The 21350-nt window shown below is 56.5% G+C and carries 25 protein-coding genes; 17 read left to right on the top strand and 8 right to left on the bottom strand.

Annotated elements, in window-relative coordinates:
- Positions 1–41 precede the first annotated feature (41 nt).
- The gene (locus tag RZA33_RS14920; RefSeq protein ID WP_317508501.1) at positions 42–947 is read right to left on the bottom strand and encodes an AraC family transcriptional regulator; all 906 of its coding nucleotides are present in this window, start codon (positions 945–947) and stop codon (positions 42–44) included.
- A gap of 346 nt (positions 948–1293) precedes the next feature.
- Between RZA33_RS14920 and RZA33_RS14915 the strand changes: the two genes are divergently transcribed.
- The 6 genes from RZA33_RS14915 to RZA33_RS14890 all read left to right on the top strand — a co-directional run bounded on the left by RZA33_RS14915 (position 1294) and on the right by RZA33_RS14890 (position 7545).
- Entirely contained in the window at positions 1294–2340 is a 1047-nt protein-coding gene (locus RZA33_RS14915; protein ID WP_317508500.1) for an NAD(P)-dependent alcohol dehydrogenase, read from the top strand.
- A gap of 36 nt (positions 2341–2376) precedes the next feature.
- Entirely contained in the window at positions 2377–3810 is a 1434-nt protein-coding gene (locus RZA33_RS14910; protein WP_317508499.1) for a sugar ABC transporter substrate-binding protein, read from the top strand.
- 3 nt (positions 3811–3813) lie between these two features.
- On the top strand, positions 3814–4710 hold the full coding sequence (locus tag RZA33_RS14905; RefSeq protein WP_317508498.1) for a sugar ABC transporter permease: 897 nt from the start codon (positions 3814–3816) through the stop codon (positions 4708–4710).
- Positions 4707–5537, top strand: coding sequence for a carbohydrate ABC transporter permease (locus tag RZA33_RS14900; RefSeq protein WP_317508497.1), 831 nt, complete (start codon positions 4707–4709; stop codon positions 5535–5537). Before RZA33_RS14905 ends, RZA33_RS14900 begins: the two co-directional genes overlap by 4 nt.
- Positions 5538–5609: 72 nt before the next feature.
- Positions 5610–6374, top strand: coding sequence for an SDR family oxidoreductase (locus RZA33_RS14895; protein ID WP_317508496.1), 765 nt, complete (start codon positions 5610–5612; stop codon positions 6372–6374).
- A gap of 40 nt (positions 6375–6414) precedes the next feature.
- The gene (locus RZA33_RS14890; protein ID WP_317508495.1) at positions 6415–7545 is read left to right on the top strand and encodes a sn-glycerol-3-phosphate ABC transporter ATP-binding protein UgpC; all 1131 of its coding nucleotides are present in this window, start codon (positions 6415–6417) and stop codon (positions 7543–7545) included.
- A 15-nt stretch (positions 7546–7560) separates the two neighbouring features.
- Here RZA33_RS14890 and RZA33_RS14885 read toward each other — a convergent pair whose 3' ends face one another.
- The 4 genes from RZA33_RS14885 to RZA33_RS14870 form a co-directional block, all read right to left on the bottom strand.
- Positions 7561–7896, bottom strand: a complete 336-nt coding sequence (locus RZA33_RS14885; RefSeq protein WP_317508494.1) for a hypothetical protein — start codon at positions 7894–7896, stop codon at positions 7561–7563.
- Between the two features lie 94 nt (positions 7897–7990).
- Positions 7991–9043, bottom strand: a complete 1053-nt coding sequence (locus RZA33_RS14880; RefSeq protein ID WP_317508493.1) for a histone deacetylase family protein — start codon at positions 9041–9043, stop codon at positions 7991–7993.
- Positions 9044–9052: 9 nt separating this feature from the next.
- On the bottom strand, positions 9053–9352 hold the full coding sequence (locus RZA33_RS14875) for a GIY-YIG nuclease family protein (RefSeq protein WP_317508492.1): 300 nt from the start codon (positions 9350–9352) through the stop codon (positions 9053–9055).
- Positions 9345–9818, bottom strand: coding sequence for a YchJ family protein (locus RZA33_RS14870; protein WP_317508491.1), 474 nt, complete (start codon positions 9816–9818; stop codon positions 9345–9347). Before RZA33_RS14870 ends, RZA33_RS14875 begins: the two co-directional genes overlap by 8 nt.
- A 198-nt stretch (positions 9819–10016) precedes the next feature.
- On the opposite strand from RZA33_RS14870, the gene RZA33_RS14865 reads away from it, so the two are divergent.
- Entirely contained in the window at positions 10017–10328 is a 312-nt protein-coding gene (locus tag RZA33_RS14865; RefSeq protein WP_022520780.1) for a hypothetical protein, read from the top strand.
- A gap of 72 nt (positions 10329–10400) precedes the next feature.
- Here RZA33_RS14865 and argE read toward each other — a convergent pair whose 3' ends face one another.
- Positions 10401–11573, bottom strand: coding sequence for an acetylornithine deacetylase (gene argE / locus RZA33_RS14860; protein ID WP_317508490.1), 1173 nt, complete (start codon positions 11571–11573; stop codon positions 10401–10403).
- A 228-nt stretch (positions 11574–11801) separates the two neighbouring features.
- Between argE and ugpB the strand changes: the two genes are divergently transcribed.
- The 4 genes from ugpB to RZA33_RS14840 all read left to right on the top strand — a co-directional run bounded on the left by ugpB (position 11802) and on the right by RZA33_RS14840 (position 16051).
- Positions 11802–13127 carry a sn-glycerol-3-phosphate ABC transporter substrate-binding protein UgpB gene (gene ugpB, locus RZA33_RS14855; RefSeq protein ID WP_317508489.1) on the top strand — a complete coding sequence of 442 codons (1326 nt, stop codon included), beginning with the start codon at positions 11802–11804 and terminating at the stop codon, positions 13125–13127.
- Positions 13128–13192: 65 nt separating this feature from the next.
- The gene (gene ugpA, locus RZA33_RS14850) at positions 13193–14077 is read left to right on the top strand and encodes a sn-glycerol-3-phosphate ABC transporter permease UgpA (protein ID WP_317508488.1); all 885 of its coding nucleotides are present in this window, start codon (positions 13193–13195) and stop codon (positions 14075–14077) included.
- A 74-nt stretch (positions 14078–14151) separates the two neighbouring features.
- Positions 14152–14994 (top strand): sn-glycerol-3-phosphate ABC transporter permease UgpE, encoded by an 843-nt coding sequence (gene ugpE / locus RZA33_RS14845; RefSeq protein ID WP_317508487.1) that lies wholly within the window; start codon positions 14152–14154, stop codon positions 14992–14994.
- A 1-nt stretch (position 14995) separates the two neighbouring features.
- Positions 14996–16051: a sn-glycerol-3-phosphate import ATP-binding protein UgpC gene (locus RZA33_RS14840; protein ID WP_317508486.1), complete on the top strand. Its 1056-nt coding sequence runs from the start codon at positions 14996–14998 to the stop codon at positions 16049–16051.
- On the opposite strand, the gene RZA33_RS14835 is transcribed toward RZA33_RS14840, so the two are convergent.
- Positions 16048–16188, bottom strand: a complete 141-nt coding sequence (locus RZA33_RS14835) for a hypothetical protein (RefSeq protein WP_322976217.1) — start codon at positions 16186–16188, stop codon at positions 16048–16050. The two genes, RZA33_RS14840 and RZA33_RS14835, sit on opposite strands and share 4 nt — an antisense overlap.
- Positions 16166–16831, bottom strand: coding sequence for an SDR family oxidoreductase (locus RZA33_RS14830; RefSeq protein WP_317508485.1), 666 nt, complete (start codon positions 16829–16831; stop codon positions 16166–16168). The genes RZA33_RS14835 and RZA33_RS14830 overlap by 23 nt, the downstream gene beginning before the upstream one ends.
- A gap of 207 nt (positions 16832–17038) precedes the next feature.
- Here RZA33_RS14830 and RZA33_RS14825 point away from each other — a divergent pair, with 207 nt between their 5' ends.
- The 6 genes from RZA33_RS14825 (at position 17039) to RZA33_RS14800 (ending at position 21335) form a co-directional block, all read left to right on the top strand.
- Entirely contained in the window at positions 17039–18193 is a 1155-nt protein-coding gene (locus tag RZA33_RS14825; protein ID WP_317508484.1) for a glycosyltransferase family 1 protein, read from the top strand.
- Positions 18165–18704: a phosphatase PAP2 family protein gene (locus RZA33_RS14820; protein ID WP_317508483.1), complete on the top strand. Its 540-nt coding sequence runs from the start codon at positions 18165–18167 to the stop codon at positions 18702–18704. Before RZA33_RS14825 ends, RZA33_RS14820 begins: the two co-directional genes overlap by 29 nt.
- An 852-nt stretch (positions 18705–19556) precedes the next feature.
- Positions 19557–19688: an entericidin A/B family lipoprotein gene (locus tag RZA33_RS14815; protein WP_317508482.1), complete on the top strand. Its 132-nt coding sequence runs from the start codon at positions 19557–19559 to the stop codon at positions 19686–19688.
- 5 nt (positions 19689–19693) lie between these two features.
- Positions 19694–20212, top strand: coding sequence for a YqiA/YcfP family alpha/beta fold hydrolase (locus RZA33_RS14810; protein ID WP_317508481.1), 519 nt, complete (start codon positions 19694–19696; stop codon positions 20210–20212).
- An 87-nt stretch (positions 20213–20299) separates the two neighbouring features.
- Positions 20300–20473, top strand: coding sequence for a DUF6435 family protein (locus RZA33_RS14805; protein WP_146874461.1), 174 nt, complete (start codon positions 20300–20302; stop codon positions 20471–20473).
- Positions 20474–20519: 46 nt separating this feature from the next.
- Positions 20520–21335 carry a ChaN family lipoprotein gene (locus RZA33_RS14800; protein WP_317508480.1) on the top strand — a complete coding sequence of 272 codons (816 nt, stop codon included), beginning with the start codon at positions 20520–20522 and terminating at the stop codon, positions 21333–21335.
- Positions 21336–21350 lie beyond the last annotated feature (15 nt).

Below are 21350 nucleotides of genomic sequence, written 5' to 3'. Positions count from 1 at the left end.
TCTGCAAACTCTGACTACTCAAGCTTAATAACTCGTTAATATCATTCCTTCGGCACAAGGTCAGCCGTGTTCTGCTGGTACTGGCGTGGCGTCATGCCCTTTAGCTCACGAAAGTGACGGTTGAAATTGGAGAGGTTGTTGTAACCAACCTCGAAGCATATATCGGAGATGGACTGCCTACCTTCAAGCAATAGGCGGCAAGCGTGCCCGATGCGGATCCGCCTAAGGAAGGCAACGAAGGTGTCGCCAGTAGCGTGCTTAAAAAACCGCGAAAAGGTGGAAGGCGTCATGCCGTTATTCTCGGCCAGTGTCGACATGCGCAGCTCTTCATAGAAGTGGTCGTGAATATAGCGCAGTACTGCATCGACCTGTTCGGTGGAGGCGCCCTTGGCATCTAGACCGTACCCACGACCGGCCAGGGTATGGTACTCGCACTGCGAAAGGCTGCGCAGAATGGTCAACATGGTCAGTAGCCTACCGGCATTGTCCTGCTCGCCCATCCTGACCAGCAACTCGGCACAGCTTGCCGCTTCTTCCCCCTTGAACTCCACTCCCAAGGCCGAGTCCTCGATGAGCGTCGACAGGCAATTGAGCTCCGGGCAAAGCGCCATCATGTGCTCCAGCCACTCGCCCTTGAACTGGAGGACGACGTCACGCCCCTTAATCACTGGTTGCGCGTCATTGAACTCGCTAAACCAGGCGTGCGGAATATTCGGCCCCACCAGTACTAAATTACCGGGTCCGAAGCGGCCAATATAATCCCCTACGAAATAATGCCCTGCCGAATAACGGATGAGATGTAACTCGTATTCGGGATGGTAATTCCAGCGGGCAATAGGGGCGGGGAAATCATGGCAGTGCCAGTAGAAACTGAATTTCGGATCCTGACTGATGCACTCGAAAACAGGCGCCCCAAGAGGCGTATCGTTGAGATGCGAAGTAATCATAGTTTATCAGTGCCTCTTTCAGCTTTCAGCGATGCCTGGATAAGACGCTCATGCCTGATCTCTTACTATCCTGAATTAAAGTGAGCCGTTGGCCTTTTATACTTTGGTCACAAAAAGTCTTTCATCTTTCCAAAAGCACTACCCAAGCATTATGGAAAGTGCCATTTAAAACAGACCATTACCTACCACGCTGAGAAAGTCTGCAAAAAAGTATCATTACCAAGAAAATTATAGCCTAGCGGTTTTTTCCACATGGCGCGTAGATTTGTTTTAAGCCTGAAGCGAGGTTAACTAGACCAAAAAGGCCGGTTCTCGCCCCTTTTAAATACAATTAGAGAATAGCGTCATGAAAGCAAAAGCTCTGGTGCTGGAGAAGAAGCGCGAACTGTCGTTACGAGAGATCGAGCTTCCCGATCAGCTCGGCCCGGATGACGTTCGCGTGCGCATCCATACCGTCGGCATCTGCGGTAGCGACGTGCATTACTATACCCACGGCCAAATCGGCCCCTTTGTTGTCCGCGAACCAATGGTACTCGGCCATGAAGCATCCGGTGTAGTGACTGACGTCGGCCATAACGTAAGCCATCTTCATGTGGGCGAGCGGGTGTGCATGGAACCCGGCATCCCCGATCCCACCTCGCGCGCCGCCAAGCTGGGCGTCTACAACGTCGACCCAAGCGTCCGGTTTTGGGCCACGCCACCCGTGCACGGTTGTCTGACGCCCGAAGTCATCCACCCAGCAGCATTCACCTTCGCACTTCCCGATTCAGTGTCCTTTGCCGAAGGCGCCATGATTGAGCCGTTCGCGATCGGCATGCAAGCGGTCGTTAAGGCGCGCATGCAACCGGGTGACGTCTGCGTCGTGACCGGCGCAGGTCCGATCGGCCTGATGGTCGCCCTGGCTGCGCTTGCGGGCGGCGCCAGCGAGGTGTTGGTCTCCGATTTGGTTGAGGAAAAGCTAGCGATCGCGGCCCGCTACAATGGCATCACGCCGGTCAACGTTTCGCGAGAATCCCTGCGAGAAGCCGTCGACAAACGTTGTGGCCACAACTGGGGCGCCGATGTGGTGTTCGAGGCCAGCGGCAGCCCTAAAGTCTACGACGACGTTCTGGCCTGCGCCCGGCCTGCCGGTGCGATTGTGCTGGTCGGCATGCCCGTCGAGCCGGTCACCTTCGACATCGTTTCGGCGCAAGCCAAGGAGCTGCGCATCGAGACGGTGTTCCGCTACGCCAATGTCTACGACCGGGCGATCGACCTGATCGCTTCGGGCAAGGTAGACCTCAATCCACTGATTACGGAGACCTTTGATTTCGAACACAGTATCGATGCGTTCGAGCGTGCTGCAAGCGCACGAGCCAATGATGTCAAGCTACAGATCACGCTTGATACCTAACCCCGCCAGACCTGAACCAAAGAGAGGAAAACAACAATGACCCAGTTCAAGCGTCGCGACATATTAAAAGGAATGGGTGGACTCGCCGGCTTATCGTTGATGGGCGCAGGCCCACTGCGCACGGCCCTGGCCCAAGGCATGGCCAGCGATGAGGCCTGGAAGCAGGCCAGTGGCACCACCATCCAATTCATCTCCGAGAACACGCCGCCGACCACCGCCATCGCCGCCAACCTGGCGTCTTTCCAGGAACTCACCGGCATCACCGTCAACATCACCGAAATGCAGTTGGGTGCCCTGGTACAGAAAGTTGCGCTGGACTTCGGCGCTGGGCGCAGCGCCTTCGATGTAATCTATGCCGATCCTTACCAGGTACTCGCGCCATATCACCGCGGCCTGGTCGATCTCAACACCTTCATCAACGACGACAAACAGCCGGTTGTGCCTAAGGGCATCGAGGACTTCATCCCCACGCAACTGGCTGCCGCGGGCCGTTTCAAAGACAGGGAAAGTTTGTATACCCTGCCCTACGATTGCCCGACGATGATTTGGATCTACCGGCGTGACCTGTTCGAAAAGTACCACGACCAGATGCAGCAGGATCTCGGCTTCGACCCAACCCCCTCGGACAGCACCACCTGGGAGCAGTACTACCAGATCGCCGAGTGGTTCAGTAAAGGCAACGCCAGCGAGGTTCAGTACGGCACCGGTCATCAGGCTCAGCAGTACGATTCGCTGATGTGCGACTTTTCCAACGTGCTGTTCGCCTATGGCGGCGATTACTTTGCCAACGGCCAGCAGGTCGGCCTACTCGGCAACGACTCCCCTGGCGCCTGCCAACTGACCAGCGAGCCCGCGCTAGAAGCCGCGCGCTTCTACCAGAAGTTGCTCAAGGTCGCCCACCCCGGCAGCACCAGTTGGGATTGGACCGGCGTCGCCAACGCCTTCCAGAACGGCGAGTTCGCGATGATGCCAGAGTGGCATGAGTTCGCCGGCTCGCTAGAAAGCTCTCAGCTACAAGGCAAAATCGGCTACGCCCCGCTGCCTAGGGGGCCAGCGCGCAGCGCCAACCTGTGGGGCGGCACCGGGATCGGCATCAACGCCAACGCCTCGGCCGAAAAGCAGAAAGCAGCCTGGCTATTCCTGGTCTGGGCGACCTCACCACAGACCCAACTGATGGGGCTGAAGAGCGAGGTCGGCGGGGGCACGCCGACGCGCCAATCGGTTTACGCCATGCCCGAGGTCAAGGCCGCCAGCAACCCGCCCACCGACATGCCCAACATGCTCACGGCGGACACCATGCTGACCGCCTGGCAGGACGGGCACATCGGTTTAAGGCCTAAGATCGCCCAATGGAACGAGGTAGACACGGTCATCTTCACCGAGCTTTCCAAGATGTTGGCGGGGCAGATGTCCCCCGAGGAAACCATGCAGAGCGCCAAGCAGCGCATCGATCGCATCGTTGGGGCGTAACCCATGGCGCTGACGACCGGAAAACCCTCGGCGCGGCGACAGGGATTCGAGCTGGCGATGATGTCGCCAGCGCTTTTTCTGCTCGCCCTGATCACCCTGGTCCCGTTCTTCTCGATCATCTGGATGAGCTTCAATGATGTCAGCCTGATGGGCGGTCTGGCCTTCGAGTTCTCGGGCCTCGACAACTGGCAGCGGGTGTTCACGGATCCGGACATCCGCTCCAGTTGGCTGATCAGCCTGATCTACTTCCTGGCCACGGTGGGCCTGGAGATGGCCATCGGCACCGTGATGGCGCTGCTGGTTTATAGCCTAACGCGGGGCAGCAACATCATCATCTCGCTGCTGTTGATCCCGATGTTCATCGCCCCGGTGATCGTCGGGCTACTGGGGCGTTTCATGCTCGACCCCAGCCATGGCCTGTATGCCTGGCTACTCAATGAAAGCGGTCTGTTCGACGGCAACATCCTGGGTAGTGTCGGTTCCGCGATGGTCGCGGTCATCCTCATGGACGTCTGGGAATGGACGCCGCTGGTCGCGCTGATTGTCCTGGCGGGGCTTGCTTCAGTACCTGAAGACACCCTGGAAGCGGCCGAGATGGACGGTGCCAAGTACGGCCAGAAACTGCTCTACATCATCCTACCGTCGATCTCCAACATCCTACTGGTGGCGCTGCTGATCCGCGCCATGGACGCGATTCGCTTCTTCGCGATCATATTCATCACCACCAACGGCGGGCCCGCAGATTCCACCAAGATCATCCCCATTAGGCTCTACGACATCGCCTTCCGGTTCTTTGATTTGGGCTATGCCGCCGCTGTGGGCATCACCATGCTGGTGTTCTCGATCATGGTCGCTACGGCGTTCACGAAACTGCTCAAACGCCAGGAGACTAGTTCATGAAAACCTCCAAACGCTGGCTGCCCCTCACGTTCAAAATCGCTCTGCTAACGTTCCTGCTGTTATGGACGCTGATACCGATCACCTGGATGGTGCTGTCTTCTTTCAAGCCAAACGACATCATCACCGCCGGTACGCCACGTGTCTTCTTTACCCCAACCCTGGAGCATTACACCTCCCTGTTCAGCAGCGGCAACAGCCTCTGGCCTTACCTGCTCAACAGCCTGTTCATCGCCGGGGTCTCGACGCTGATCGCCGTGGTGCTCGGCTGCATGGCCGGCTTCGGGCTGTCGCGGATAAGAATCAAGGGCAAGCAGCACCTGGCCTTCTGGATCATCAGCACCCGTATGGCGCCGATCGCCGCGGTCATCGTGCCGCTGTACCTGCTGTTCCGTTACCTCTACCTACTCGACACCCACGCCGGCCTGATCGTCGCCTACCTGAGTTTCAACCTGCCCTTCGCCATCTGGTTGATGACCGCGTTCTTCGACGACCTGCCTCTCGACCTGGAGGAGGCAGCGATGATCGACGGTGCCACCAAGCTCCAGGCGTTCCGCTACGTCGTGCTGCCACTGATGACCCCCGGGCTGGTGACCACCGCTATCCTGTGCTTCATCTTCGCCTGGAACGATTACGCCTTCGCCCAAACGTTTTCCGGGCCCAGCACGCAGACCATTCCCATTGCCGCGGCGCAGTTGCTGACCCAGACCGGAATCGACTGGGGCAAGCTGCTGGCGATCGGCACCATCGTGGTCTGCCCAATGGCGATTGCCGGGCTGCTGGTCAAGCGCTGGCTGGTCCAAGGACTGACCCTAGGCGCGGTGAAATGACTAGCCCTATGACAACGGATCTACGGTAACGGACCCGACAATAACAGCTCTACAATAAACAGGGAGAAAACCATGAACGTGATGTCACAGTTCGATCTGACTGGCAAGGTCGCCGTCGTCACCGGCGGCAACGGCGGGCTCGGCGAGGCATTCGCCCATGCGCTGGCCGAGGCCGGTGCCCAGGTCGCCATCGCAGCCCGTGGGCACGCGCGCAGCCTGGAAGTGGTCAAGGCCTTACAGGACACCGGGCACCGCGCCATGGCGGTGGAAGTCGACATTACCCAACCCGAAGCGGCTGACACCCTGCTCGACGAAGTCGAGGCCACCCTCGGCCCGGTCGATATCTTCATCAACAACGCCGGCGCCTGCCAGCACGCGCCAGCGCTGGATGTCACCCCGGAAGGATGGCAGGACATCTTCAATATCAACGTCCACGGACTCTGGTACTGCGCCCAGGCCGCCGGACGGCGGATGCAGTCGCGCGGCGGCGTGATCATCAACATTGGCTCGATCTCGGCGATGATCGTCAACCGCCCACAGATGCAGCCCGCCTACAACGCCTCCAAGGCCGCGGTGCATCAATTGACCAAGTCGCTAGCCGCGGAATGGGCCCCCTACGGCATTCGCGTCAACGCGCTGGCTCCCGGCTACGTCAAGACCAGCATGGCGCCGGTCGACGACCCCAAGTTCAAGCCACGCTGGATCGACGACGCACCCATGCAGCGCGCCGCCACTCCCGAAGAGCTCGGCCCCACCATCGTCTACATGGCCAGTAATGCATCGAGTTTCATGACCGGCTCCATCGTCGTGGTGGATGGCGGCTACACCCTCTGGTAACCACAATTCGAGTAACCGCCCGACCCGCAAGGAACCCGACATGGCAACGCTAAAACTCAACAACATCGTCAAAGACTTCGGCGGCACCCAAGTCATCAAGGGGGTCGATCTAGAGGTCAAAGACCGCGAATTCGTGGTCTTCGTCGGGCCCTCGGGCTGCGGCAAGTCGACCTTGATGCGCATGATCGCCGGGCTCGAGAGCGCCACCAGCGGCGACATCTCGATCGACGGTGAGCGCATCAATGACGTTGGCCCGGCAGACCGCGGCCTAGCAATGGTCTTCCAGAGCTACGCGCTTTACCCGCATATGACTGTCGAGGACAACATGGGCTTTAGCCTGCGTCTGGCCAAGGTGTCCAAAGCAGAGCGCCGGGAGAAGGTTCTCGCCGCCGCCCGCATCCTGCAGCTCGAAGAGCTTCTCGACCGCAAGCCCCGCGCTCTGTCCGGCGGCCAGCGCCAGCGCGTGGCTATCGGCCGGGCAATCGTACGCAACCCGAGCATCTTCCTATTCGACGAGCCGCTATCAAATCTCGACGCAGCGCTGCGTGTACAGATGCGCATTGAACTGGCGCGGTTGCACGAGGAACTAGACGCGACAATGATCTACGTTACCCACGACCAGATTGAGGCTATGACCATGGCCGACAAAATCGTCGTGCTGCAGGGCGGCGTGGTCGAGCAGATCGGTTCGCCAATGGCGCTCTACCACCACCCTGCCAACCGCTTCGTGGCCGGCTTCATTGGTTCTCCAAAAATGAACTTTCTGGATGTCGAAATCCGCGGGGCTAACGCTGAGGGAGTCGACGTGGTGCTGCCCGGCGGCGATTGCCGAATACCGGTGGAGAGCAACGGTATCAGCACAGGCGATACGCTGACGTTGGGGATCCGTCCAGAGCACCTCACGCTTGATGATCAGGGGCCGTTGACGGGTAACATTTTGGTCATCGAGCGCCTTGGCGGAGCGACCACACTGTATCTAGAGAACGCTGACAGCCAATGGACATTGGTAGCCGACGGCAATGTCGCTCACCGGGTGCACGATCAAGTACGCTTTTCCTTCGATCCGGCCTGCGCGCACCTTTTCAATGGCAGCGGCGAGGCACTGCCCCACCGACACCGCCATCCACTGGTCGCCATTGACCGCAATGAAAACCGTGCGCCGTCAGCCTGAAGGTTACTGCTGGCTTTAGCCCACCCGATGCTGCTTTAGCAGAGTAAGGCTTCTTTCTTCTTCGTTTTGCGGCATTGAGGGCGCTTGGCGGGTGCCTACCAGCACATACCACTCTGCCTCGGAAAGGTAGGTTTGGCACCAGTGGCCAAGGTCGTCGGCACAGTCTTCGCGGGTAAGCTGACCGCTACGGTAGTCGTGCGCCAGGAGGAGTAAATTTTGGCGGGCGGTGCGTGCACGGGCATTGCCACCGTGCACTTTTGCCAGCGGGCAGCGTCGGTCATAGGCGGCGTTGGTTAACGCATTAAGCCAACGTTCTAATTCATGCGCTTGAATTCCACCATACACTGCCACGCTTGAGCTCCCTGCCCCATTGAAAGGGCATTAGCCTGCCCGAATTAAGGGCCGCTGTCACTGGTTAAACTTTGTCCGTGTAAAGATACTACTTTTAAACTTGCTCAGTGCCATTTTTGCTCCCTTCAAATCCATGTAACACGTTGGCTACATTGACACCAATTTCATCCACCGCATAGCCACCTTCCATCAGCAACACACTGGGCAGGCCTGTTCGGGCTAGACGTTGGCCTAAGGTGATGAAGTCTTCACTGGCAAAGGTGAATGCACTAATGGGGTCATTTTCATAGATATCGACACCCAGCGATACAATCAGCAGTTCGCACCCAGCCGCTTGAATTTTTGCCAACGCCTGTTCAAGTGTCGCCATCCAGGTGGCCACGCTGGTACCCGGCGGCAACGGGTAATTGACGTTAAAGCCCTTGCCTTGCCCTTCGCCATCTTCATCAGCGTAGCCCAAATAGTAAGGAAAGGTGACCTCAGGGTCGCCGTGCAACGAGATAAACAGCACATCGTCACGCTTGTAGAAAATCTGCTGGGTGCCGTTGCCGTGGTGGAAATCGACGTCAAGAATGGCGACCCGGCGTTTGCCTGCATCCAGCGCTCTTTGTGCAGCAATCGCCGCATTATTGAAAAAGCAGTAACCACCAAACTGATCAAAAGCGGCATGGTGCCCAGGCGGGCGGCAAAGGCCAAAACTGGGTTCGCCGGTTTGTAGCGTATGCTCTAGCGCGCCTAACGCCACGTCTTTGCTCGCCATAGCGGCTTCAAAGGTGCCTGCCGAGATCGACGTTTCCGCCGCCAGCGCGTAGTAGCCTAGCCGGCCGCTAACAGCGCTCGGAATGCGGTCACCCCGCATGGTTCGGGCGGGCCAAATATTGGGAATCGCCTCGCCCTCATGCCCAGCCGCTTGCCACGCTTGCCAACAGTTGGCTAAGAACGTTACATAGTCTTTATCGTGCACCGCCAGTACCGGCGCTAACCCATAGGCATTGGGCGCGTGGATCTCACCAAGACCTGACTGGCGAAGCTGCTTAAGCACCAATTCGACGCGCTCAGGGCACTCGAAGGGCGCGACCAGTGTGCCATCATGTAGCTCAGTGCGCGCTTGGCGTAAACGGCTATCCTCTGAGTAAAATATCAACATCCGGGTTCCTTAATCGGCGTCTAATTGAACAGGCCACTGCTTGGCCCAGCGGCGTTTATAGCTCGGTGTTTGCTGCTTTAACTGGTACTCAGCCCGGCTGGCGGCGGCGCGGTCTGTAAACGGCTGGGCACCCAGCAGCGCAACGGGCGGGTTGGCACGGGTATAGCGCGCGCCTTTGCCCGCACAGTGCGCTTGATAACGCTTTGCCAGATTATTGGTAATGCCTGCATAGGTACCGCGCTGGCACTCTAGCAAATAGAGATACCATTGAGGGTCGGTTTCCTGAGGCTGAACGATGCCACTATTCACCGCAGCAAGCCTTTAATTTGCGCCCGCTACCGCACAAGCACGGGTCGTTTCGGCGCGGCTTTAAGCGGCTAAGCGTAGGTGTGCCATCCACGTACCACCAGCGCTGCTGCTCGTTAACGAAGCGGGAGACCTCTTCTAATACGTGCCAGCCTTTTTGCGCTCGCCCTTTTTCATAAAAACAGGCACGAAAATGCACATAACCGACAGCATCGAGTGGCGGCTCCGCAGAGACGATAGATAGCGACTTCCACTCAGCATCAGGATCAAGCGCAAGCTCCTCAGGCCGTGTGGTGGAGTGCCAGGTAGCCAGCAAATAATGGCTTAGGCCCAATGAAAAGGCACTATACCGGGACCGCATCAAGGCCTCGGGTGTAGGGGCAGGCTCGCCTTGATGATAACGGCCACAGCAGTTTTCTAGCGTTTTATCGTGGCCACAGGGGCAACTTAAACGTGCAGTAGGGGTCATAGAAAAGTGTCTCTAGCAGCATAGACGGTAGCCTAACCGATTCGTACGACGTGCGTCGTGCGATGTGTTGCCGTTTTGTTTCAGCATTCTTACTGTGTTAGGTGCTGTGTTAGGTATATAGTGGCTGAGCAACATATTCAAACGATGGGGTACAAATCACGATTGATCATTCTTTCCAAAATTTTTGGAGGTTCTCCTATGAAGGTCTTTAAACCGGAATGGCAGTGCACGTTTAGCGTAAACGAAGGCGCGGAAGAATCAGCAACTTGGAAAGAGAAAATCGCGTGGCGGCTCAGGGGAGTTGCGGATCGGCTAGAAGGCGGCGGGCGCACGGTAAAAATCGATTACCGAGTGACGCCAGCGGTTAGCCAGCAAGAAGTCGATACTTGCTTAGGTAAGGGCTTCGAAGTAACTCAGCGTCTGCTGACACAGTTAGCCCAACAGCAGGCGTGCGAAGATGTGATGCGCCATGCCAAAGCTGAGCTGTTTGAACAACATCCTCAGCACTAAAGCGGCACGGTATAAAAGCAGTATGAAAAAATCCCACTCCTTCAACAGGGTGGGATTTTTCTTGGTAGGTCTTTAATTGGCTTCAACCGGCTTTTCGAGCGCACTCCCCATTTTGGTTAGAAAGTCCTCGCACGCTTCGAGCTGTTCAATATCGATATATTCATCGGGCTGATGCGCTTGGGCGATGCTGCCGGGGCCAAGAATAATAGTCTGTAATCCTTGCCCCTGGAACTGCCCCGCTTCCGTTGCGTAAGCCACCGCGTGGTTGCAGCAAGCAGCGGGCAAATGGTCTTTGGCTAAGCGCAGCACCTGGTCGTTTTCCCGGTCGGCCAGCCCCGGCACTGTAACATTAAGCGGCTCGGTGGTGATCTCAACGTGCTTGCCATTGGCTGTTAGCTCGGCGCTTAGCTGTTCGCAAAACGCCTCATATCGCGCGTATATTTCGTCGAAAGTGTCCGTGGGCAAATGGCGAATTTCCCACTCAAACTGACACTCTCGCGCCATTATATTGATCGCCGTACCGCCTTTTATTTTGCCTACGTGTAAGCTCGTATGAGGCACGTTAAAGGCCTCATCGACGCGCCCCTCTTCCACCAACGCCGCCATGGTGTCCTCAATAAAGGTCACCAACCTGGCCGCTACGTGAATGGCCGAGGTGCCCTGGTTAACCTGACTGCTATGGGCTTCGCGTCCTATCACCGTGGTGCGCAGATTGGTCGCCCCTTTCTGCGCCACCACCGGCTGCATACTGGTCGGCTCGCCGACGATCACATGAGCGGTAGTGGAGTAGTGTTCGTAAAAGCGCTTAATGAGGCTTGGCGCGCCCACGCAGCCGATTTCTTCATCGTAGGAAAACCCCAAATAGATCGGCTGCTGCAATGGCGCCTTGGCCCACTCGGGCACTCTCGCCAGCACGCAAGCGATAAAGCCTTTCATATCGCAGCTGCCGCGACCATACAAACGCCCATCGCCGCCGTCACGCAGAGTGAACGGATCACTCGACCACGGCTGACCCGCCACGGGCACCACATCGGTATGCCCGGAAAGCATCACGCCGCCCGGCGCCTCGGGGCCGATTCTTGCGACCAAATTGGCTTTTTTCCCGCAGGGGCTCATTACCCGCTCGGCGCTAACGCCGTACTCTGCCAAATAGCCTTCAACGTACTCAATCAGCGCCAAATTGGATTCGCGGGAGGTGGTGTCAAAAGCGACCAGTTTTTCGAGCAGCGCAATGGCGTTAGGCATGAGATTTTCTTTCCTAGCGTGTCAAAATAGCGTTGCCTTAACCCTAACACCCTCCCGACCCTTCGCCTACTCCTCCCTCTAGCGTTGGATGTCATCGCGTGTTCATCTCACGTTCATCTAAACGACATCTACATTGCTTAGTGTTCAATGCAGCTAAAAACTTCAACAACCGCATTATCACGAGCTTATCAACACCGCTGATCGAGCTCAGGCCCACAAGGAGCTGTTATGTCTCGTTTTACACTGCACGCGCTTGCTGTCGGGGTAGCCACTGCCAGCCTCAGCCTCTCTGCCCACGCCACAACCGAAGTCAGCTGGTGGCACGCCATGGGTGGCCAGTTAGGCGAAATTCTCGAAGGCATCACCACCGATTTCAACGCTTCCCAAGACGATTACCGGGTCGTTCCCAGCTATCGCGGCACCTATACCGAAACCATGACGGGCGCGATTGCCGCCTTCCGCGCCGATGAACAGCCGCACATTCTTCAGGTCTTTGAAGTCGGCACCGGCACCATGATGAACGCCGAAGGCGCCATCTACCCAGTGTACGAACTGATGGAAGACCACGGCCGTCCGTTTGACCTCGACGCGTTCTTGCCCGCCGTTGTGGGTTATTACACCGACACCAACGGCAACATGCTGTCTTTCCCGTTCAACTCCTCTACGCCCATCATGTACTACAACCGGGACATGTTTGAAGAAGCTGGGCTGGATCCCGAGCAGCCGCCCGAGACGTGGTCAGAAGTCGCCGAGTTCTCCCGTCAGCTGGTTGATTCCGGTGCGGCCAGCTGCGGTTTTACCACCTCATGGCCAAGCTGGGTGATGCTGGAGAATTTCTCTGCCATGCATAACTCGCCGTTAGGTACGCTGGAAAACGGCTTTGGCGGTTTGGAAACCGAGCTGAACTTCAACAACGAGCTGGTCGCACGCCACTGGGATAACTTGCACGATTGGCAGGAAGAGAACGTCTTCCGCTGGGCTGGCCCCGGTACCGGCCCCGATTCCGAACCGATGTTCTATTCACAGGATTGCGCGATTTTCTTCGGTTCCTCTGCTTCCCGCGCCGATGTCGCCGCTAATTCAGAATTTGAAGTCGGCTTCGGCATGCAGCCCTACTACGAAGACGTAGAGGACGCTCCGCAGAATTCCATTATCGGTGGCGCTACCTTGTGGGCAATGCAAGGGCACAGCGATGACGAGTACGCAGCCGTTGCCGCGTTCTTCGAGTACCTTTCGCAGCCCGAAGTACAGGCTGATTGGCACCAGCAAACGGGCTATCTGCCCATTACTCAAGCCGCTTGGGACCTAAGCGAAGAACAGGGCTACTACGAGGAAAATCCCGGTGCGGATATTGCGCTGGAACAGATGACGCTGAACGAGCCGACCGAAAACTCCAAAGGCCTGCGCTTTGGCAACTTCGTGCAGATTCGCGACATCATCTCAGAAGAAATGGAAGCGGTGATGACCGGTGACAAATCCGGCCAGGAAGCGGCTGACGATGCGGTGGAACGCGGCAATAATCTGCTGCGTGACTTTGAAGCTGCCAACCAGTAACTAAGCACTCACTTCGCCGCCTGCCCAAATGGGCAGGCGGCGAAGTCGTTTAATGCGAGCTACCCATGCAAACCAAACGCATGACCTTTCCGGGTCGCTGGCTGCCTTTCGCACTGCTAGCGCCACAGGTGATCATCACTCTGATCTTTTTTATCTGGCCAGCGGGCCAGGCGCTGTATCAATCCGTTCTACGCGAAGATGCCTTTGGGCTGAAAACCACCTTTGTGGGTCTGGAGAACTTTGCCCGGCTATTTCGCGACGGCAGCTATGTGAACTCGCTGTCGGTGACGGTGGTATTCGCCGTGGGCACCACGCTGCTATCCATGTCGGTTGCTCTGCTCTTGGCTAGCACCGTCAACCGGATGATTCGCTCGGGCAGCACCTACACGACGCTACTGGTATGGCCCTATGCTATCGCCCCTGCCCTTGCTGGGGTGTTGTGGTGGTTTATCTTCAATCCCTCCATTGGCATTGTGCCTTACATGCTTGAGATGGTGGGCTACCGCTGGAACCACCGCAATTCAGGCAGCGACGCCATGCTGCTGGTCATTTTAGCCGCCGCTTGGAAGCAAATTTCCTACAATTTTCTATTTTTCTTGGCGGGCATGCAGTCCATTCCGCAATCGCTAATTGAAGCGGCCTCGATTGACGGTGCCAGCCCCATCAAGCGTTTCTGGACGATTATTTTCCCCCTGCTCACGCCCACCACCTTCTTTTTGATGGTAGTCAACGTGGTATACGCCATGTTTGACACCTTTGGCATTATCCACGCCACAACCCAAGGCGGCCCGGCTCAGGCAACTAACATACTGGTTTACAAGGTATATGCCGACGGCTTCATAGGGCTCAACCTGGGCTCTTCGGCGGCCCAATCGGTGATTTTAATGGTCATTGTGGTGGCGCTGACGGTGATCCAGTTCCGCTTTATCGAGCGGCGAGTTAACTATTAATAAGCCCTTTTTAACGACTATCAAGCCCTTGTCATCAGTCCCTATGGACCCGTCTTTTGGAGAGAGCGTGCAATATGGTTGAGAACCGACCCTGGGCCAACTTTTTTGCCCATGCCGTGTTGATCGTGGGCGTAGCGCTAGTGGTTTTTCCCGTTTACGTCGCCATTGTGGCGTCGACTCAGCCACCTGACGAGTTGATGCGCGGCACGATACCGTTGCTGCCCGGCAGCCATGGGATCGAAAACTATACCCAAATGTGGCAATCCGGCGTGTCGTCGGCGAACTCCCCACCCGCCGCACTGATGCTCTGGAACAGCTTTGTGATGGCCATGGCGATCACCGTGGGTAAGCTATTCATCTCACTGCTGTCCGCCTTTGCGATTGTCTATTTCCGCTTCCGTTTTCGAATGTTCTTTTTCTGGTTGATCTTCATCACCCTGATGCTGCCGGTGGAAGTGCGCATTATTCCTACCTTTCAAGTGGTCGCCGACCTGAATATGCTCAATAGCTTTGCCGGGCTGTCGATTCCCTTGATTGCCTCCGCCACCGCGACTTTTTTGTTCCGCCAGTTCTTCATGACCGTACCGGAGGAAATGCTCGAAGCCGCCCGAGTGGACGGCGCCGGGCCGATGAAATTTTTTAAAGACATTCTGCTGCCACTTTCAGTGACTAATATCGCAGCGCTGTTTGTGATCATGTTTATTTACGGCTGGAACCAGTACCTCTGGCCGCTACTGATCACCACTGACCCCGACTACACCACGATCGTGATGGGCATTCAGCGCATGACCTCGGAAGAGAACCCCCAGTGGCACTTGGTCATGGCCGCCGTGGTCATGGCGGCATTACCGCCTGTTTTAGTGATTTTGTTTATGCAACGCCTGTTTGTGAAAGGCCTGACCGAGACGGAGAAATAACATGGCCAGTATTACCTTGGAAGGGCTAAAGAAAACCTATAGCGGCGATGTTCACGCCGTCAAAGGCATCGACTTACACATTGAAGATGGCGAGTTCGTAGTGCTGGTCGGGCCTTCCGGCTGCGGCAAATCTACCCTGCTGCGCATGGTGGCGGGGCTGGAAACCATTACCGAAGGTACGCTCAAAATCGGTGAGCGAGTGGTCAATAAGCTCGAACCCGCCGAGCGTGATATCGCCATGGTGTTCCAGAACTATGCGCTTTACCCGCATATGACGGTGTACAACAACCTTGCTTACGGCCTTAAGAATCGCGGGTTTAAAAAAGACGAGATTGAAAAGCGCGTGCAGGTCGCCGCCAAAATGCTCGAGATCGAAGATTTTCTAGAGCGCAAGCCGCGTAAGCTCTCCGGCGGCCAGCGCCAGCGGGTCGCCATGGGCCGCGCCCTGGTACGCGAACCGGCGGCGTTTCTATTCGACGAGCCGCTCTCCAACCTGGATGCCAAGCTGCGCGTGCAAATGCGTGTGGAGATCAAACAGCTGCAGCGGCGGCTAAAAACCACCAGCCTGTACGTGACCCACGACCAGCTGGAAGCCATGACCCTGGGTGACCGTTTAGTGGTGCTTAACGCCGGGCAGATTGAGCAAGTGGGCACACCCATGGAGATCTATGCCCGCCCTGCGAGCATGTTTGTCGCCGGGTTTATCGGCTCCCCCGCCATGAACATGCTGCCGGTTGATTACTTGAACGAACAAGGCGCCAACGGTCTACTGGATCACCTGCCCGACGGCACCGATATCGTCGGCATTCGTCCGGATGATATGCACTTAGCCCCGCCGTCCGCGCCTCACCTAATAGTCGACTCTACGCTTGCGCTGTTTGAAGCCGCCGGTGCCGAAAGCCACCTGTACGTGACCCTCGCCCACAGCGACCAGCCCACCGTCATCCGCGTATCCGGCCAGCCGCCGGTTGCCGAAGGCGAAACCCTGCGCTTTTATGTGACCCGCGACGCGCTACACCCTTTCAACAGCGCTACGGGAAAACGCACGGAGGATTAAGCTATTCGCTTTGCGCCAGCCAGGTCGACGGCAGCGCCGCGTACCGTATGGCCGTCGCCACCAACAGCGGTAAAATTATTGGTGGCAATGGCCACGTCGAGCAGCGTCAGGCGGTTACCAGGGGAGGGAATCCCCATTGCTATGCCAAAAACCGCCGGTATTATCTAGCGTTAGCGCTTCAATCCGGGCGGCAATGCCCAACGCGGCCTCTTGCGGGCTGATCAAGCCACCAAAATTAACCATCCGCGTTTGCACATACCCCGGATGCAGCTGAGCCACGGCAATCCCGCGGGGCTTTGAATCCATCGCCAACGATTTACCAAACGCATTAAGGGCCGCTTTAGAGGCACGGTAACCATAGCGACCACCGGAATCGTTATCCGCTATCGAGCCCATACGGCTAGTGATATTAGCGATTTTGCTCCCTTTTTTGAGGTTAGGCAGCAGCGCCTCTGCTACTCGCAGGGGCGCATAGGCGTTGATTTCCATCTGCTCGCGGATCGTATCGAAATCAAGACGCCCCAGAGACTCATCGTGCAGCCATCCTGCATTGTTAATTAACAGATCAATCGTTTGGCCATTAAGCACTTCGACGAGTCGAGCGACATCGTCGGGCTGGGTGACGTCAATGCCGTCGATTACCTGCTCAGCCAAACGGTCTAGCTCTTCCGACGTCTGGCGACAGACGCCTAACACTCGCCAACCTGCATCAACGTAATGCATTGCTAACGCTAAACCGACACCACGGTTGGCCCCTGTAATTACAACGGTCGATTGCATTGTTAACTCCCGGCTGGTTTTTTGAAATCAGTACAAGGGTAGCCCATCTGTACGCTTATCAGTGTCATCGTCTCTCAACACATCCAGGGATAAAACGAGCACCCAGGCCCGTGCCGAGCATGTCATCGCTTATTCATCTGCTTGACTCCGCAGTGTCACTATTCTCATCCAGGATGATGACAAACGTGATAAACGGATGAATCGCTCATGCGGCTCTGTATTGTTAGTGAAACATGGTCTCCAGACATCAATGGCGTTGCCCATACGCTGAGCCGGTTAAACGGCGAACTCAATCGGCAAGGAGTGCTGGTTGATGTTATTCGTCCGCGCCCACGGGTAGCGGATAGCGCCACTGGCATTAACTGTGAGCGCCAGGTGCAGCGCTTTGCGTTGCCGGGCTATACCGATGTACAAGTTGGCTTGGTAACACCGGCGACCCTACGTCGCTTTTGGCGTCAGCATCGTCCTGATGTTATCTATGTGGCTACCCAAGGCCCTCTGGGCTGGGCGGCCCGGCAGGCGGCGCGGCGTCTCAATATTCCCCTGGTAGCGGGTTGGCACACTAATTTTGACCACTACTGCAAAGACTATGGCGTTACGTGGCTAACCTCTGCCACCCAGCGCTACCTGCGCTATTTTCATAACGGCTGTGTATTGACGCTGGTGCCAACTCACCTTCAGGCCGCATCGCTAAAACGTCAAGGCATTCGTGGCGTCCGGGTAATGTCGCGCGGATTGGATGGTGAGCGCTTTTCACCCGCCCACCGCGATAGTTCATTACGCCAATCCTGGGGGGTTAGCGAGCATCAACCGGTAGCGCTTTACGTAGGCCGGCTAGCAGCGGAAAAAAACCTGACCTTGCTACAAGAAAGCTTTCTCGCCATGCGTGAAGTGCGCCCCGATATTGCCCAAGTGATCGTCGGCGACGGCCCCGCGCGGGCACAGCTGCAGAAAGCGCTGCCTGATGTGCACTTCACCGGTTTTGTGGGGCAAGAATCGCTTGCCCGCCACTACGCCAGCGCCGATCTGTTTATCTTCCCTTCGCTTTCCGAAACCTGGGGCAATGTAGTAGCGGAAGCCATGGCCAGCGGTTTGGCCGTCGTCGCCTATCACCACGCTGCCAGCGCCGAACTCATTAACAGTGGCCATAACGGCATCACCGTTCCCGCTGGCGATAGCGCTGCCTTTCAACAGGCAGCGGTAGAGCTCTGCCAACACCCGGCTGATTACGCAAGGTTAGGCCGTGTGGCACGCTTGCGCGCGCTTGAGCAAAGCTGGTCAGGGATTGCCGAGCAGTTTGTCAGTTATTTACACCAAGCCCAGGAGGCCCACCATGCGCCCGCGTCCGCTTGTCGTATTTGATCGTCTTGACCTGCTGGAGTGGCAATTCTGCCAACGCATAGCGCGGCTATCGTTCTATCGGCCCTGGCGCCTGACCTTGCAGGCCGCCAGCCGCTTAGGCGATTGGCCTGTATGGGTGCTCCTCATTATTGCCCAGCCATGGCTTCAGCCCAATGGCACTTGGCGGCTAATGCAGTACAGCGGGGTCGCGTTGTTTGCCGTGGTGGTTTATCGGCTGGTGAAAACACGCTTATGCCGCGAACGGCCCTTCATTACTTACGGTAAAGGCATTGAGTGCTGCGAACCGGCCCGCGACCGTTACAGCTTTCCCAGCGGCCACACCATGCACGCGGTGATGTTTAGCGTCTTAGTGGCCGCCCACACTCCGTGGTTGCTACCGGTGATTCTGCCATTAACAGTGCTGATTGCCATTTCCCGGGTGGGGCTGGGCCTGCACTATGTCAGCGATGTGTTGGCAGGTGCCGCAATGGGTTACGCCTTTGCCTTAGCCAGCTTGTATTGGATGGGGTGAAAAGCCGAGGTAAAAACGCCCGCATTAGCGGGCGTTTTTATTTCATAATATCAAATGGTTAGACATCAGGTGGTCTGTCGTTGCTTTCATCCAGGCTAGCCATGAAGGATGTCTTAACCATCATGTACACGCCTAACCCCGAAAAACCTAAGAACAAAATAAACATGCATAACATCAATGCCATCGCCATAATCTTGTCCCTGAGAGTCTGCGGCTGCCACGTTAACGTTTTCTAACCGCTACTTTTTGATTTCCTCAAAGGATAGACTAAATCGCGATTTTAGTCGGCATCAACGCGACGCAAAAAAACCACCTCGCTTTCACGAGATGGTCATTTTGCATCGTATCCAGTCCCTGGTTTCGATGAGTAACGCATCCTGCGTTACCACCAGTGAGTGGGCTGAGTGTCCTTTAACATCCTGTTTGTTTATCGGCGTCCTGCCTTCCTTCTGCCTGTCAGCCCACTCACTTAGTTTCTATCGCTGACTGTTAACTAACCTATGGCTGTCAATGCGCTTACTGCTGATTACTTTTACTTAACTGGCTTTTACTTTTACTCCCCTAACTTGCTGCAGCTTCTGGGCCAAATAACGCGAATAAAAAATAAATCCTTTAAAAACATGGTTTTATAAAATAACGCCGTGCCAAAAACCCACATTCCGGCAGCCTATTACATGTGCAAAACTGACACATGCGACAGAAACACACGGTATTGGGGCGATTTCCTCTTGGTAGGCATAGCGGAACGCCCCAGCAAGGATTATTTTACCAGCAGCTGTTTAACCGCTGCTCTCAATAGAGCGATACTCAACGTATAAAGCACGCAAAAGCATGCTTACAAGGAGAACGACAATGAAACGCGCTGTTGCCCTGGTTTTATTAATGTTGATGACTCTGCTGCTGGTAAGCGGCTGTAATACTATTCACGGTGCCGGTGAAGACCTCGAACAAGGTGGCCGAGCTATCCAACGATCAGCGAGCTAACCATTATGATGACGGTTTATCTATCCCACGGCTTAGAGAGCGGGCCTGGCGCATTGAAAATGCAGGCCCTGAAAGGCATTGCCGAAAAAATCGACGACTGCGAGCCCGTCGTGATGGACTATCGAGGCATGCCAGAACCTCAGCAGCGCTTGGAACACCTATTAACGGTCCTAGCCGAACGGGGTGACCCACCCGCCCGCTGCGTAATGGCAGGCTCAAGCTTGGGCGGCTGGTTAAGTGCAGCGGTAAGTGCTCAGCAGCCCGTACTGGGCTGTTTTTTGCTGGCGCCTGCGCTTGGCTTAGCCGACTACCCAGAAACCTCTCCGGTCATTCAGGCGCGTTATACCCATATCATTCACGGTTGGCGAGATGATGTCGTTGCGCCTGAGCCGGTGATTGAACGCGCCCGCCTACAGCGGTTATCGCTGCGAATGGTCGATGACGACCATCGCCTGTATGCCAGCCTCGATACCCTACTGCACGATTTTGAGCGCTTTTTGGGCCAATGCCGCTTGGCTAGCTAGCCACATACAGCCATCGTCATAAAACAAACATTCGACAACAGCCATCAAAACCTATACAAATGGTATACATCAAAAAGGAGATGGCTTATGTTAGGCATGTTTAAGCGCGACCCCAAAAAGAAACTTCAGCAAGAGTATGAACGTAAACTGCAAGCCGCGATGGAAGCCTCGCGCAATGGCGATATGCGCGCCAACGCCACGCTTACCGAAGAAGCGGAAGCGTTACTTGCCGAGATTAGACGTGTTGAAGCGCAACAATAGCTTGATCAGAAAAAGCCGCCGCCTTGGCGCTCTTACGGCTTTCACGTTGGCTAGCCTGTTGCCCAGCGTGGCCCTGGCGGCCTGCCCAGCCCCAAGTCAATGGTGGCAGGCTGAGCAGTCGCTCACTAATGCTGAACTGCTGCCTACAGCGGCTCAGCAGCAAGTGGTGTTACTCGGCGAACAGCACGATGACATAACCCACCACCGCTGGCAGTTGCACACTCTTGCGGGGCTGCACGCCCTGCGCGACGAAATGGTAATTGGCTTGGAAATGTTGCCGCGCAGCGCCCAGCCAGCCCTTGACGCCTGGATCGCTGGCGGCATAGATACCGACACTCTACTAGCGGAAACCCGCTGGGAAGAGGTATGGGGGTTTGAGGTAAGTCTGTATATGCCCATCCTAGAGTTTGCCCGAATGGCGCAAATTCCACTCATCGCTCTCAATATCGACCCCGCCCTACGCCAGCGGCTAGTCAATGAAGGCTGGGATAGCGTGAGCACTGAAGAGCGCCATGGAATATCGCCACCCCAACCGGCCAGTGAAGGCTACCAAGCGCGGCTCGCTGAGGTGTTCAACCAGCACGCCATGGGCAGTGCCTCTGACGCGCTTGAGCGCTTTGTACAGGCCCAGCTAGCCTGGGATGTCGCCATGGCCCAGCGCTTGGCCGAAGCCACCCAGGGCGGCGCCCTGGCTGTGGGTTTAATGGGGCTAGGCCATGTGGCCTACAACGAAGGCGTTGCCTACCAGCTAGACGCCTTGGGCATTAACGACACGCTAAGCCTGCTCCCCTGGCAGCGCCGTCACTGCGAGCTGCCTGACAGCACACTTGCCGATGCGCTATATATACTCAGAGACGACTAGCTTACTCGCTGACCA

This window comes from Halovibrio sp. HP20-59 (genome assembly GCF_033052795.2).
Lineage (GTDB): Bacteria > Pseudomonadota > Gammaproteobacteria > Pseudomonadales > Halomonadaceae > Vreelandella.
The sequence above is the reverse complement of the archived record's forward strand: the minus strand, read 5'-3'. Positions and strand labels throughout refer to the sequence as shown.